This window comes from Pseudokineococcus marinus, from assembly GCF_013004605.1.
Lineage (GTDB): Bacteria > Actinomycetota > Actinomycetes > Actinomycetales > Quadrisphaeraceae > Pseudokineococcus > Pseudokineococcus marinus.
Window position 1 is genome coordinate 1 of sequence record NZ_JABEMA010000052.1, and the last position, 13,984, is coordinate 13,984.

At 74.2% G+C, this 13,984-nt stretch carries 9 protein-coding genes; 5 read left to right on the top strand and 4 right to left on the bottom strand.

What is annotated here, in order from left to right:
- The first annotated feature begins 467 nt into the window (after positions 1-467).
- The 5 genes from HLB09_RS05625 (at position 468) to HLB09_RS05645 (ending at position 7,878) form a co-directional block, all read left to right on the top strand.
- Entirely contained in the window at positions 468-2,840 is a 2,373-nt protein-coding gene (locus tag HLB09_RS05625) for a glycoside hydrolase family 31 protein (RefSeq protein WP_171202427.1), read from the top strand.
- Between the two features lie 94 nt (positions 2,841-2,934).
- A complete protein-coding gene (locus tag HLB09_RS05630; RefSeq protein ID WP_171202428.1) occupies positions 2,935-3,645 on the top strand; it encodes a FadR/GntR family transcriptional regulator in 711 nt (236 codons plus the stop codon).
- Positions 3,646-3,754: 109 nt separating this feature from the next.
- On the top strand, positions 3,755-5,173 hold the full coding sequence (locus HLB09_RS05635; RefSeq protein WP_171202429.1) for a four-carbon acid sugar kinase family protein: 1,419 nt from the start codon (positions 3,755-3,757) through the stop codon (positions 5,171-5,173).
- Positions 5,174-5,339: 166 nt separating this feature from the next.
- Positions 5,340-6,266, top strand: coding sequence for an NAD(P)-dependent oxidoreductase (locus HLB09_RS05640; protein WP_171202430.1), 927 nt, complete (start codon positions 5,340-5,342; stop codon positions 6,264-6,266).
- 100 nt (positions 6,267-6,366) lie between these two features.
- Entirely contained in the window at positions 6,367-7,878 is a 1,512-nt protein-coding gene (locus tag HLB09_RS05645) for a GntP family transporter (protein WP_171202431.1), read from the top strand.
- Between the two features lie 138 nt (positions 7,879-8,016).
- Here HLB09_RS05645 and HLB09_RS05650 read toward each other — a convergent pair whose 3' ends face one another.
- From HLB09_RS05650 to HLB09_RS05665, 4 genes are all read right to left on the bottom strand, one after another.
- Complete coding sequence (locus HLB09_RS05650; protein ID WP_212770602.1) at positions 8,017-11,115, bottom strand: DUF3427 domain-containing protein; 3,099 nt, start codon at positions 11,113-11,115, stop codon at positions 8,017-8,019.
- 116 nt (positions 11,116-11,231) lie between these two features.
- Complete coding sequence (locus HLB09_RS05655; RefSeq protein WP_212770603.1) at positions 11,232-12,119, bottom strand: HNH endonuclease; 888 nt, start codon at positions 12,117-12,119, stop codon at positions 11,232-11,234.
- A gap of 67 nt (positions 12,120-12,186) precedes the next feature.
- Positions 12,187-12,894, bottom strand: a complete 708-nt coding sequence (locus HLB09_RS05660) for an HNH endonuclease family protein (protein WP_171202433.1) — start codon at positions 12,892-12,894, stop codon at positions 12,187-12,189.
- Between the two features lie 103 nt (positions 12,895-12,997).
- The gene (locus tag HLB09_RS05665) at positions 12,998-13,966 is read right to left on the bottom strand and encodes a GmrSD restriction endonuclease domain-containing protein (protein ID WP_409372980.1); all 969 of its coding nucleotides are present in this window, start codon (positions 13,964-13,966) and stop codon (positions 12,998-13,000) included.
- Positions 13,967-13,984: the final 18 nt, after the last annotated feature.

Consider the following 13,984-nt stretch of genomic DNA (forward strand, 5'->3'; position numbering starts at 1 on the left):
ACCAGAACCACGCGACACCAGACCCACCACAACGGCAGACCCAGCACCACCAGCCCAGCCCACAAAAAATGGCATTCGACTTCGGTACGCTGTTGAGTTCTCAAGAAGCAGACCCGCACACCAGACCAACCCGTGAAGGCGGCCCCCGCGTGAGGCGCTCCGCACCGTTCCCGGCGCGGCTCCGAAACACTAACCCAGATCCGCAGGCCTTCCGACCAACCCGAACCAGGCCCCACGCACACCCGAAGGACCAGAACTCCCGGAGGAGCACCGGCATGTCGGCCAAGCGGGGTGCCTCTCCCAGCGGGGACCGGCCACCGAGCTGGTGTCCGTTCCTCCCTCCCGGGCGGCGAGGAAGAACGTTAGGCCACACCGGCGGCACGTGCAAACCCGCGGCGGGGACGGGCGCCGGCGTCCCCCCGTCCGGCGGTCTCGCCGTCGTCGGTGCTCGTCGGCAGACTCCGGCCATGCCGCTCCCCGAGGCCCTGCCGTCCCGCCCCGTCGCCGACCCGCGCGCCGTCGTCCAGGGGGCCACCTACCGCTTCACCGTCCTCACCGACGGTCTCGTGCGGATGGAGCACTCGGCGGACGGCCGCTTCGAGGACCGGGCGTCGACCTTCGCGCTGAACCGCGAGCTGCCCGTGCCCAAGTTCCGCGTCGTCGACAGCGGCAGCCACCTCGAGATCCTCACCTCGCGCTTCCACCTGACCTACGACAAGGGCTCGTTCACCACGAGCGGCCTGCAGGTCTCGGCGCTCGGCGGCATCACGCACCACGCCTCCGACTGGCGCTACGGGCAGGTGCCCGACGACCTCGGCGGGACGGCGCGCACGCTCGACGAGGCCGACGGCGCCATCCCCCTCGAGCCGGGCGTCGTCTCCCGCACCGGGCTCGCGCTCGTCGACGACGGCGGGTCCTTCTGCTTCGAGGCCGACGGGTGGGTGGCGGCCGACAGCGTCGGGCGCACGGACCTGTACCTCTTCACGTACGGGCTCGACCACGAGGACGCCCTGCGCGCGCTCCGGGACGTCTCCGGCCCCACGCCCGTGCTGCCGCGGTACGCCCTCGGCACCTGGTGGAGCCGCTACCACCGCTACACGACGGACACCTACCTCGCGCTCGTCGAGCGCTTCCGCCAGGAGGAGGTGCCGCTGTCCGTGAGCGTCATCGACATGGACTGGCACCTCGTCGACATCGATCCGGCCCTGGGCAGCGGGTGGACGGGCTACACGTGGGACCGCGAGCTCTTCCCCGACCCGCCGGCCTTCCTCGCGGCCCTCCACGAGCGCGGCCTGCGCGTGACGCTCAACGTGCACCCCGCGGACGGCGTCCGCCGTCACGAGGAGGCCTACCCCGCCATGGCGGAGGCCCTCGGCTGCGACGCCGCGGAGGGGCTGCCGATCTCCTTCGACGTCACCGACCCCGACTTCATGGCCGCCTACCTCGAGGTGCTCCACCACCCCCTCGAGGAGCAGGGGGTCGACTTCTGGTGGCTCGACTGGCAGTCGGGGCCGCACTCACGCGTCACGGGCGTCGACCCGCTGTGGGTGCTCAACCACCTCCACTACCTCGACGACGGACGGGACGGGCGGCGGCCGCTGACCTTCTCGCGGTACGCGGGGCCGGGCAGCCACCGCTACCCCGTGGGCTTCTCCGGCGACACCGTCATCTCCTGGGCGTCCCTGGCCTTCCAGCCCTTCTTCACCGCCACCGCGGCCAACATCGGCTACGGCTGGTGGAGCCACGACGTCGGCGGCCACTTCTTCGGCACCCGCGACGACGAGCTGACGACCCGGTGGGTCCAGCTCGGCGTCTTCTCGCCCGTCACGCGGCTGCACTCGGGGGCCGACGCCTTCATCTCCAAGGCGCCGTGGGACTTCCCCGCCGCCGCCCGCGAGGTCATGGTCGAGCACCTGCGGCTGCGGCACCGCCTGCTGCCCTACCTCCACACCATGAACCACCGCGCCGCCGCCGAGGGGCTCCCGCTCGTCCAGCCGATGTACCACCGCTGGCCGCACGCCCAGGAGGCCTACCGCGTCCCGAACCAGACGACCTTCGGCACGCAGCTCGTCGTCGCGCCGATCACCGAGCCCGCCGACCGCCGCACCCTGCTCGCCGCCACCCGCGCATGGCTGCCCGCCGGCACCTGGGTCGACGTCATGACCGACCTCGTCTACGACGGCGACCGCGAGGTCGTGCTCCACCGCGACCTCACGACCATCCCCGTCCTCGCGCCGGCGGGAGCGCTCGTCCCGCTCGACGGCGAGACCCGCCCGGGCAACGGCACGGCCAACCCCGACCACCTCGAGGTGCTCGTCGTCGTCGGCGCCGACGGGTCCCTCGAGCTCCTCGAGGACGACGACACCACCACCGGCGAGCTCGTCCGCACCCCGCTCACCTACGACCAGGCCACCGGCCGGCTCACCGTCGGACCCGCGACCGGGCCGCTCGACGCCGTCCCCGCCCGGCGCACCTGGACGCTGACGTTCGTCGCGCTCGACGACGCCGCCACCCCTGCCGTCATGGTCGACGACGTCGCCCGGGACGCCGTCGTGCGCCGCACCGCGACGAGGACCTCCGTCGTCGTCGAGGACGTGGCGCCGTCCTCGACGGTGAGCGTCGACCTCGGAGCCGCGCCGGCGCTGCGCCCGAACGACGTCCACGACCGGGTCTTCCGGCTGCTCGACCGCGCGCAGGTTGAGCACGTCGTCAAGAACCGGGCCTACGCCGTCGTCACCGCTGACCAGCCGGCGGCGCTGCGCGCGTCGCGGCTGCAGGCGCTCGACCTCGAGCCGGCGCTGCTCGCCGCGGTGGGCGAGGTGCTCCTGGCGCGGGCGTGAGCGTGCGGGCCCGCCCTACGCTGACGCGCGTTCCCCCACGGCACCACGGCACTGTGTCGCGACGCCCCCGAGCCCACGACAGCGAGGACGACCCATGGCACGCCAGTCGCTCGTGGCGGCCACCGTCGAGCGCCTGTCCGACGACGTCCTCGAGGGGGAGTTCCCGCCCGGGGAGCAGCTGCCGCCCGAGGCCGACCTGGCCGAGCGCTACGGCGTCAGCCGGCTCACCGTCCGCGAGGCCATCAAGCTGCTGCAGGCGCAAGGCGTCGTCCGCGGGGTGCCCGGCCGGCGCAGCGAGGTCGCGCCGGTCTCGCAGTGGACGGGGCTGGACATGCTCGTGCGCAGCGTGTCCCACCCCGACGACGGGGGCGCCGCGGCCCTGCAGCTCATCGCGGTGCGCCGGATGATCGAGACAGGTGCCGCCGCGCTGGCCGCCGAGCACCGCACCGACGAGGACCTCGCGGCGCTCGAGGCGCACCTCGCCGGGATGCGCGCGGCCCACGAGGGCTCCGACGTCGACGCCTTCGTGCGCGAGGACATCGCCTTCCACGACGTCGTCCTGCGCGCCGGCGGCAACGTCTTCCTCACCGTCGTCATGGAGCCCCTCGCCCGGGTGCTGCAGCACGCGCGGCGCGACACCTCGAGCCACGAGCCGGTGCAGCGCCACGCGATCGCCGAGCACGACCACGTCCTCGCCGCGCTCCGCGCCGGCGACCCGGAGCAGGCCCGTGCGGCGATGGCCTCGCACATGGACCAGACGGAGGCCGACCTCCGCCGCTTCGTCCTGCGCACGCCCGCCCCCTGACCCACCCCCGACCTCCGACGCAGCCCGGGGCTGAGCGGAACCCCTCTTGACGCCGTCGACGATCCCTTGTCAGATATCTGACAGCAGACCTCGACGCGGAGGAGGAGCGATGACGCTCGACGACATCCTGAGCACGGCCGGCCCGGAGGCCGGGACCACGGCCGCCGACGTGGCGGACGCCCTGCGGGCCGCGGGCACGACCCTCGTCGTCCTCGACGACGACCCGACCGGGACGCAGTCCGTGGCCGACCTCCCCGTGCTGACCCGCTGGGAGACCGACGACCTCGCGTGGGCGCTCGGCCGCAGCCCGGCGCTCTACGTCCTCACCAACTCCCGCAGCCTGGACGCGGCCGCCACCGAGGAGCGGACCCGCGCGGTCGTGCGCGCCGCACTGGCCGCGGCCGCCGAGCGCGGCAAGCGCGTCACCTTCCTGTCCCGCAGCGACTCGACGCTGCGCGGTCACTTCCCCCTCGAGACCGACGTCGTCGCCCAGGAGCTCGCCGCCGCGGGCCTCGACCGGCCCGACCTCGTCCTGCTCGCCCCGGCCTTCCCGGACGCCGGGCGCGTCACCGCCGGCGGCACCCACTGGACCCGCGAGGGCGGCGAGATGGTGCCGGTCGGGGAGTCGGAGTTCGCCCGCGACGCGACGTTCGGCTACCGCAGCTCGCACCTGCCGGCGTGGGTCGAGGAGAAGACGGGCGGCGCCGTTCCGGCGGACGACGTCGTCGTCCTCGACCTCGCGACGGTCCGCCGCGGACCCGACGCCGTCGTCGAGGTCCTGCGCGGGGCGCCCACGGGTGCGGTCGTCTCGGTGGACGCCGCCACGCAGGTCGACCTGCAGGTCACGGCGCTGGCGTGCCTGCGCCTCGAGGGCGAGGGCCGCACCCTGCTCTACCGCACCGGCCCCGCCTTCGTGCGGGCGCGCGTCGGCCAGGAGGCGCCGGACGTCGTCGATCACGTGGACGTCGCCGACCGCTCCGGTGCAGGCGGTCTCGTCGTCGTCGGCTCCCACACGGGGCTGACGACCCGCCAGCGCGACCGGCTCGTCGCCGAGCGCCCCGGCACCGAGGTCGTCGAGCTGTCGGTGCCCGTGCTCGTCGACGACGAGCGCCGCGCGGGCCACCTCGACGAGGCCGTCGCGCGGGTCGTCGACGCCCTCGATCGCGGTGACGCGCTGGTGCAGACGAGCCGCGACCTCGTCACCGCGGACGACGCCGACGCGAGCCTCGCGCTGTCCCGTTCGGTCTCGGACGCGGTGGTGGACGTCGTCGCCCGCGTGCTCGCCGAGCGCCCGCCGCGCTTCGTCGTCGCCAAGGGCGGCATCACGTCGCACGACGTCGCCGTGCGCGGCCTCGGCATCAGCCGCGCGACGGTCGTCGGACCGATGCTCCCCGGCCTCGTGTCCCTGTGGCAGCCCGCCGACGGGCCCGCCGCAGGCGTCCCCTACGTCGTCTTCCCCGGCAACGTCGGGGACGACGACGGCCTCGCCCGAGTCGTCTCCCGCCTCGCCGGAGCCGCTGCCGGCTGAGCCCGGCCCCCGATCCGCGCCACCGGGGCGGCCCCCGCCCGGCCCGGTGGCGCGCTCCGCCCTGCCCGCAGACGACCGCCCCTCGACGTCTGCCTCCCGACCCTGCCCCGAGACCTCAGCCACGACACCTCTGCCCGCTCGCCCCCACCTGTCGCGAAGGATCGCCATGACCACCCCTCCCCCCGCCGCGAGCGACGAGCCCGTCCGCAGCGTCGCCGTGCTCGGCCTCGGCGCCATGGGCCTGCCGATGGCCACCCGCCTGTCGACCGGCCTCGACGTCCGCGGCTTCGACATCGCCGCAGAGCGCCTCGAGCTCGCCCGCGAGCGCGGCGTGACCCCGTGCGGCAGCGCGGCCGAGGCCGTCGACGGCGTCGACGCCCTGCTGCTCGCCGTCCGCGACGGGGCGCAGCTCGACGACGTCCTCTTCGGCGAGCAGGGCGTCGCCGCCGGGCTGAAGGAGGGGGCCGTCGTCGTCCTCACGAGCACGGTGGGCACGACCGCGCTCGCCCCCGTCGTCGAGCGGCTCGAGGAGCAGGGCGTCGACCTCGTCGACGCGCCCCTGTCGGGCGGTCCCGCCCGCGCCGGCGCGGGCGACCTCCTCGTCGTCGTCGGCGCGACGCCGCAGGCCCGCACCAAGGCGCAGCCGGTGCTCAACCTGCTGGCGAGCACGCTCACCGTCGTCGGCGACCGGCCCGGCGACGGCCAGGCGCTCAAGACGGTCAACCAGCTGCTGTGCGGGGTCCACATCGCCGCCGCCGGCGAGGCGCTCGCCCTCGCCGACGCCCTCGGTCTCGACCTGGAGCGCACGCTGGACGCGCTGATGGCCGGTGCCGCCAGCAGCTTCATGCTCGGCGACCGCGGCCGCCGGATGCTCGAGGCCCACAGCCCCGAGGGCGCCGAGGTGAGGAGCCGCCTCGACATCTTCGTCAAGGACATGGGCATCGTCGGGGACGCCACCCGCGCCGCCCACCTGGCCGCGCCCGTCGCGGCCGCCGCCGAGCAGCTCTTCCTCCTCGGCGCCGCCCAGGGCCTCGCGACGGCGGACGACTCGAGCGTCGTCAAGGTCGTGCGCCCGGAGCGCACCACCGCCTGACCGCACCACCTCACCCGCACGACCGAGCCCCACGCCGACGGGGCACCGCGCCCCGTCGGCTCGTCCCCGCACGCCCACGTCACCGTCGACGGAGCCCCCCATGCCCGAGTGGTCTCTCCCCCTCATCGGCGCAGCCGGCATCGCCCTGCTGCTCGTCCTCGTCATCCGCTTCAAGGTGCAGGCCTTCGCGGCCCTGCTCGTCACCGCGCTGCTGGTCGGCCTCGTCGCCGGCCTGCCGCTCGCGACCGTCCCCGCCGAGGGCGACGCGCCCGAGCAGCTGGGCGTCGTCCCCGCGATCATCGCCGGGATGGGCGGGACCCTCGGGTCCGTCGCCATCCTCGTGGCCCTCGGCGCGATGATCGGGAAGATCATCGAGCTGTCCGGCGGCGCCGAGTCCCTCGCCGGCCGCTTCGCGCACCTGCTCGGCCCCCGCCGTGTCGCCGGGGCCCTGACGGCGGCGGCCGGCGTGCTCGCCATCCCCGTCTTCTTCGACGTCGGCTTCATCATCCTCGTGCCGATCATCTACGGGTTCTGCAAGGCCACCGGCGTCTCGCCCGTGCGCTACGGGCTGCCCGTGGCCGGTCTCATGCTCGCCGTGCACGTGTCCGTGCCGCCCCACCCCGGCGTCGTCGGCGGCGCCGCGGTGCTCGGCGCGGACGTCGGCTGGGTCACCGTCCTCGGCATCGCCATCTGCGTGCCGGTCGGCGTGGTCGCCCACCTGCTCTCCAAGCGCATCAACCGCGACGACATGGAGATGCTCCCGGCGACGCGCGAGCAGTTCGAGTCCTTCGGCACGACGGGCGCCGCCTCCGGCACGACGGCGGTCGCGGGCCAGGGCGCCGGCTCCACCGCCGTCGCTGAGCGCACCGCCACGGGCGGCTCCTCGGAGGGGTCGGCGAGCGGATCGGCGGGTGGCCTGGCCCCCGGCGAGCGCGCACCGGGCGCCGGCACCGTGCTGGCGATCATCCTCGTGCCGCTCTTCCTCATCATGCTCGGCACGGTGGGCGCGACCCTCCTGCCGGAGGGCGACCAGCTGCGGGCCGTCGCCGGTCTCGTCGGGGCGCCGGTCGTCGCGCTGCTCGTCGCGCTGGCCCTCGCGGGTTACCTGCTCGGCGTGCGCCGCGGCTGGAGCGCACAGCGGCTCGGCGAGGTCATGGAGAGCTCGCTGCCGCCGGCCGCTGTCGTCATCCTCGTCACCGGTGCCGGTGGCGCCTTCGCGCGGGTCCTCACCGAGAGCGGTGTCGGCGGGTCGGTCTCGGACCTGTTGACCTCCCTCGGCCTGCCGCTGCTCCTCGCCGGTTACCTCCTCGCCCTCGCGCTGCGGGCCGCGCAGGGCTCGGCGACCGTCGCGCTCATCACGTCCGCCGGCCTCGTGGCCGGGGCCGCCACGGAGGCAGGCCTCGGCGTCGCGCACACCGCGCTGCTCACCCTGGCCCTCGGCTTCGGGTCCCTCGGGCTCAGCCACATCAACGACTCGGGCTTCTGGGTCGTGACCCGCTACCTCGGCATGTCGGTCGCCGACGGGCTGCGCCGGTGGACGCTGCTGACGACCGTGCTCAGCCTCGTGGGCTTCGGCGTCGTCGCGCTGCTCTGGGCGGTCGTGCCGGGCTGACGTGCCTCCGCCGTCACGGCGCCGTCCCCGCTCGCGCGGGGGCGGCGCCGTGGTGCGTCACGGGACGACCGATGCCGTCGTCGGAGACCACCCCTCAGCCTCACCACGGTGATCCCGCGGCGCTCCCTCTGTCGTCGGTCACGCGGACACCGCGGAGGCCGCTCGCACGACCGCCGGCGGCATCGCCCGGTCGAGCCTCCACGTGATGGCCATGGGCCGCTCGCCGCGGTGCTCGACGTACTGCGCCGTCCCCAGGCACGTGAAGGGTGCGGCGCCGATCGCATCGGTGGGGGCGTCCCGCGTGAAGAGCACGACGTGCGAACCACCCGCACGATGGGAGACGTACCGACGACCGGACACCGACGTCTCCGACGTCGCGTTCTGGCTCTCCCAGTGGAACAACGTCGGGGACAGCGCGAAGTCGCGGTACATCGTCGACGGCGTGAAGGAGGCCTCGTCCTTGCGCAGGTTGATCATGAGGGCGTCGACCTGCTCGTCCTCCGACCAGGCGACCCCGGTGATGTTGCCGCGCGCCGACCTCTCCCACGTCGCCCATCCGAGGCCGGCCAGCAGCTCCTCACGCCGGTAGGTGGCGTGCGACAGCACCGGGAGGTGCCCGAGGCCGGGCAGCGGCCGGGCGACGTGCTCGGCTCGCGCCACGGCTCCGGCCATGAGCTGCCGGACCTCCGCGGCCACCGCCGGCTGGCTCCGGAGGACAGCGAAGCCGGCCTGGTAAGAGGAGAAGTCGCCCTTGTTCGGCCACAGCGCGAAGAAGAGCATCCTGGCCAGCGCCTGGTCCCGGGAACCGAGCTCCTCGTAGCCGGGTCCGTCGGCGTCGGCCATGCGCGCGTAGAGGTCCGCGCGCTCGCGGTCGTCGACGTGCGCGAGCACGGACAGCCGGCGGAGGAGAGCCGCCTCACCGTCTGCTCCCTCAGGAACGGGCAGGGTGCTGGCCCGCAGCAGCTCCGTGTAGCTGCCTCCCTTGCGGTAGACGTCGCTGAGGGGCCTCCCGCTGCTCATGAGGAAGGCGTCTAGGTCGGGCGCACGACCGTCGACCGCGGCGGCCCGGACGTCCCGCACGAGGTCCTTCTTCGTCGAGCGGAGGGACGAGCGCACGTTGTCGAGCACGAGCTCCTGCGCGACCCGATCGAGGACGAGCTGCGACCCGGCGGGCAGGTAGGGGAAGCCCTGCTCGACGTCCCGCTGCAGCTGCTCACGCGTCGTGCCGGTGAGCGCTCGGTAGCGCAGCTCGTGCCGGAACTCGTTGCGGTGGTGGCCGATGAAGTCGAGCACCGTGAGCACCGCCTTGCCCGGAGCTCGGCGGAGACCGCGCCCCAGCTGCTGGAGGAAGACGGTCGAGGACTGGGTCGGCCGCAGCATGAGCAGGGTGTCGACGTCGGGGAGGTCGAGACCCTCGTTGAAGAGGTCGACCGCGAAGAGGCACCGGAGCTCACCGGAGCGCAGCAGCGCGAAGGCGCGCTCCCGCTCGGTCGTCGGCGTCTCGCCGGAGACGGGTGCCGAGGGGATGCCGGCGTCAGCGAACTTCCGCGCCATGTACTCGGCGTGGGCGACGCTCACGCAGAAGCCGAGGGCGCGCATGCGACCGACGTCCGTGACGCGGTCGCGCAGGGCCGCGAGCACGATGCGCGTCCGCGCGTCGTTGCCCGTGTAGACGCCGTCCAGACCCACGACGTCGTAAGCGCCCCGCCGGTAGTCGACGCCGCGCAGGTCCGTCCCGTCGGCGACGCCGAAGTAGTGGAACGGGCAGAGGAGGTCGGCTTCGAGCGCAGACCACAGGGGCAGCTCGTACGCCGTCTCACCGTCGAAGAAGGAGCGGACGTCGACTCCGTCGCCGCGCTCAGGTGTCGCTGTGAGGCCGAGCAGCTCGGCGGGCCGCACCCGGTCGAGAAGTCGCCGGTAGCTCGTCGCCTCGGCGTGGTGGAACTCGTCGACCACCACGACGTCGAAGTGCTCAGGGTCGAGCTGGGCCAGCACCTCGGCCGACAGCGACTGGATCGACGCGAAGACGTGGGACCACCGGGTCGGCCGGCCGCCGCCGAGGAGCAGCTCGCCGAAGACGCCGTCGCTGAGCACCTCGCGGTACGTGCGCAGCGCCTGCTCGAGGATCTCCTTGCGGTGGGCGACGAAGAGGAGCCGCGGCTCGCGTCCCTCCCGCTCGAGCCACTGGGCGCGCAGCCGGCGGAAGTCGAGGGCAGCGACGACCGTCTTCCCCGTACCCGTGGCCGCGATGACGAGGTTGCGGTGCCGGCCACGGGTGAGGCGCTCGACGTCGAGCGCCTCCAGGATCAGCTCCTGGTGGGGCCGTGCCGTCACCTCGAGGCCGGAGATGGAGACCACCGCACCGCTGGTCGAGGAGCCGCTCTCGGCCGCCAGGGCTCGGTCGAGCAGCTCGGCGTCGCGGTCGGGGTCGTAGTCGCGGAACCCCGGGTCGTTCCAGTAGGTGTCGAAGGTCGCCTCGAACTTGCGCACGAGCGTCGGCGTCGCCTCGGAGGAGATGCGCACGTTCCACTCGAGGCCGTCGACGAGCGCCGACTTCGAGAGGTTGGAGCTGCCGACGTAGCCCGTGTCGAAGCCGGACTCGCGGCGGAAGAGCCACGCCTTGGCGTGGAGGCGAGTCGTCTGGGCGTCGTAGCGGATCCTCACCTGGGCGCCGAAGCGCCGGACGAGCTCGTCGAGCGCCCGCCGCTCCGTGGCCCCTCGGTACGTCGTCGTGACGACGCGGAGGTGGATGCCGCGGTCCCGCAGCGCCTGCAACGGCTCCTCGAGCACCCGGAGCCCGTGCCAGCGCACGAAGGCGCACAGCAGGTCGACGTGGTCGGCGCTGCCCATCTCCTGCCGGAGCTCCGCTCCGAGGTTGGGCTCGCCGCGGCTGTTCGTCAGCAGAGCGACGTCGGACAGGGGCGTGGCGGGCCGCCCCTGCGGCCAGCGACCTGTCAGTCCGGGTTGCCGCAGCTCTGTCAGCTGCTCGACCCTGTCGACGAGGTCGAGGTCGTCGCCCGGCTCCACGGAGAGCAGGCTGTTGACGTACCCGGCACGGTCGGCGACGGGCATGTCCGTCAGGCGCCTGCGCACGGCCTCGGCGACATGGCGGGCGAGGACGTCGGGCGCAGCAGCGTCGGGGACGCGCGCGTACGCCGCTTCGAGCGTCGTCTCCTCCAGCAACCGGGCCAGGCGGCGCGTGACGAGCGACTCGTAGGCACCGGCGACGACGTCCACGAGAGGCACCGTGCCACGCGGAACGCCCGTCGTCCGCCATCTCGGACACCGGTGACCGGTTCAGAGCAGCTCGTGCACAACGGCTGTTGCCGCACTGCTCCGCGACGAGCGCCTCGCTAGCGGCGAAAGGCCTCGTACCGGAAGGCGAGGGCTTCCCGGTCGGGCCTGTCCTGGCGGCGCGCCGGCAGGGTCAGAGCGCGTCCGTGCATCTCCTGCAGCCCGTGCCGCAGCATCGGACCGTCGACCTCGGCGAGCAGGTCGTCGTCGAGCTGGACGACGTGGTCGGGGGTGATGCCGAGCAGGTTGGCGTCGTAGGCGGCGTGGTGGATGGAGCACAGGCTCAGGCCGTTGCTCACCACAGCACGGCCCTCGGGGTGGCTGTCCGGGTAGATGTGCGCGGCCTCGAGCAGCCGGCCGTGGGCCAGGCTGCAGATGCTGCAGCGCGTGGCGTACGCGCGGATGACTCGTCCGCGGAAGACAGGCTGGTGCAAGCGCTGGCGTGCCGTCCGGACGGCGTAGCGCCGCTGGTCCTCCGTCAGCGACGTCGGGTCGGCGATGTCGCGGAACTCCTCGTCCAGTGCGATGACGAAGGTCTGCGTGCTCTCGTCGTCAGCCACGACGTAGACGGGGTGCACAGGCACCAGCACGTTGGGCTCGGTCTTGATGAAGAGGATGAGCGGGACACCCAGCTCCATGGCCCGGCGCAGCTTCGTGTTGTCCCCGCCACGACCACCCTGGCGGTAGGCGTAGTGGAGCAGTCCGTCACCGAGGTCCCTGTCCTCGTACGGGCCGCCGACCGAGGTGGTGATGGACAGCGTGGCGGCCATGTGGGCGGGGTTCCGGATGCCGCGGGAGTAGTCGATCAGCCCCAGGGGCTCCGCGCCGTCGGGGCGGAAGCCCCGGAGCAGCTGGTCCCTGCTGATCCAGCCGCCGTTCTCCGCCGCGCGCTGCTCGACCCACGCCATCGCCCGCTCGCGGGTCACCCGCTCGACGACGCTGTCCACCAGCGCAGCTCACCACAGGTCAGTGCCATGACGCGGAGGGTCGCGGACACCTGACCTCGTCGTCGGCTCAGAAGGCCTTCCCAAGGGCCGGTACCTCCACCTCGCCCGCCGTCGGCACCGGCTCGCCGGGGCACTCGGCCAGCACCCGCGCCGCGGCGTCGCGCTCGGCCTCGGTGACCCACGCGCCGTACGTGGCCTTCACCGCGACCTGCCGGGCGACGTACGCGCACCGGACGCCGCGGTCCGGCGGGAGCCAGGTGGCGGCGTCGCCGTCGCCCTTCGCCTCGTTGACGTCGCCGTCGACGGCGAGGAGGTTGAGCGGGTCGTTGGCGAAGGCCTCGCGGGTCGCGGCGTCCCACTCCTGGGCGCCCTTCTGCCACGCGTCCGAGAGCGCGACGACGTGGTCGACCTGCACCTCCGGGCTCGTGTCCGGGCCGCGCTCGAAGTCGACGACGACGCCCGAGTAGGGGTCGACGAGCACGCCCGCCCAGACGAGGCAGCCGTTGCGGCGGTCGAGGTCGACGTCGTCGAGGTCGCGCCGCAGGACGTCGTTGCGGGTGTCGCAGCCGTTGCCGTCGACGTCCGCCCACCGCTCGCCGAAGAGCTCGCGGTCGTAGCCGGTGCGCGGGTCGCGATCACGCACCTCGAGCGTCGCGAGGACGTCGAGCGCCGAGCCGCTGACCTCCTGCTGCTGCGGGGCGGCGCCGTCGAGGAGGCCGCATCCCGTCGTCGCCACGAGGACGGCGAGCAGCGCGGGGACCAGGCGGGCGGGCACGGGCGCCACTCTCCCCCGCGGAGAGCGACGGGCAGCCCAGGCGCGACGGAGGTGGCAGCACGAGGACGCCTTCTAGCGCGTCGTCGTGCTGCCACCTCGCGCGTCAGCCCTCGCAGGCGACCCCGTCGCCGTCGCCGTCGCGGTACCAGTCGTACTCGGGGTCGACGCCGCGCACGTACTCGCCGTACCCGGCGTCGAGCGCGTCGCCGCAGGTGTCGAAGCGCGGATCGGTGCCGCCTCCGGCGGGTGCCGCGGGCTGCGCCGGCGCGGGAGCCGGCTCCGGCGCGGGAGCCGGCTCGCGCTCGGCGGTGCCGCTGATGTCGAGGCCTGCTCCCCGCGGCGGCGTGCCCGTCGTCGCGGGCGTCGGCAGCGGCTCGCCGGGGCAGTCGGCGAGGACGCGGGCGACGGCGTCGCGCTCCGCCTCGGTGACCCAGGCGCCGTAGGCGGCCTTCACCGCGACCTGCCGGGCGACGTAGGCGCACCGGACCGAGCGCTGCGGCGGCAGCCAGGTGGCGGCGTCGCCGTCGCCCTTGGCGCCGTTGGTCGGGCCGTCGACGGCGAGGAGGTTGAGCGGGTCGTTGGCGAAGGCCTCCCGCGTGGCGGCGTCCCACTGCTGGGCGCCCTTCTGCCAGGCGTCGGAGAGCGCGACGACGTGGTCGACCTGCACCTCCGCGCTCGTGCCGACACCGCGGGTGAAGGCGAGCGTCGTGCCCGTGTAGGGGTCGGCGAGCAGGCCGGTGAGGACGACGCAGCCGCCGGTGCGGGCGTCGAGGACGACGTCGACGAGGTCGCGCCGCAGGACGTCGTTGCGGGTGTCGCAGCCGTTGCGGTCGACGTCGGCCCACGCCTGGCCGAAGAGGTCGCGGTCGTAGCCGGTCTTCGGGGCGCGGCCCTTGACCGGCAGCGTCGCCAGCGCGGCGAGCGCCGTCCCGGGCGCCGGGGCGGGCGGTTCCGGCGTCGCGGTCGGGGTCGGCTCGGCGGGGGGCCCGGCGTGGGGTGCAGGCGTCGCGGTCGGCAGGGGTTCCGCGGGCGCCGGCGTGCGCGGCGCCGGGCTGGGCGGGGCGCTCGTGATCGGCGCCGGGGCGGGAGC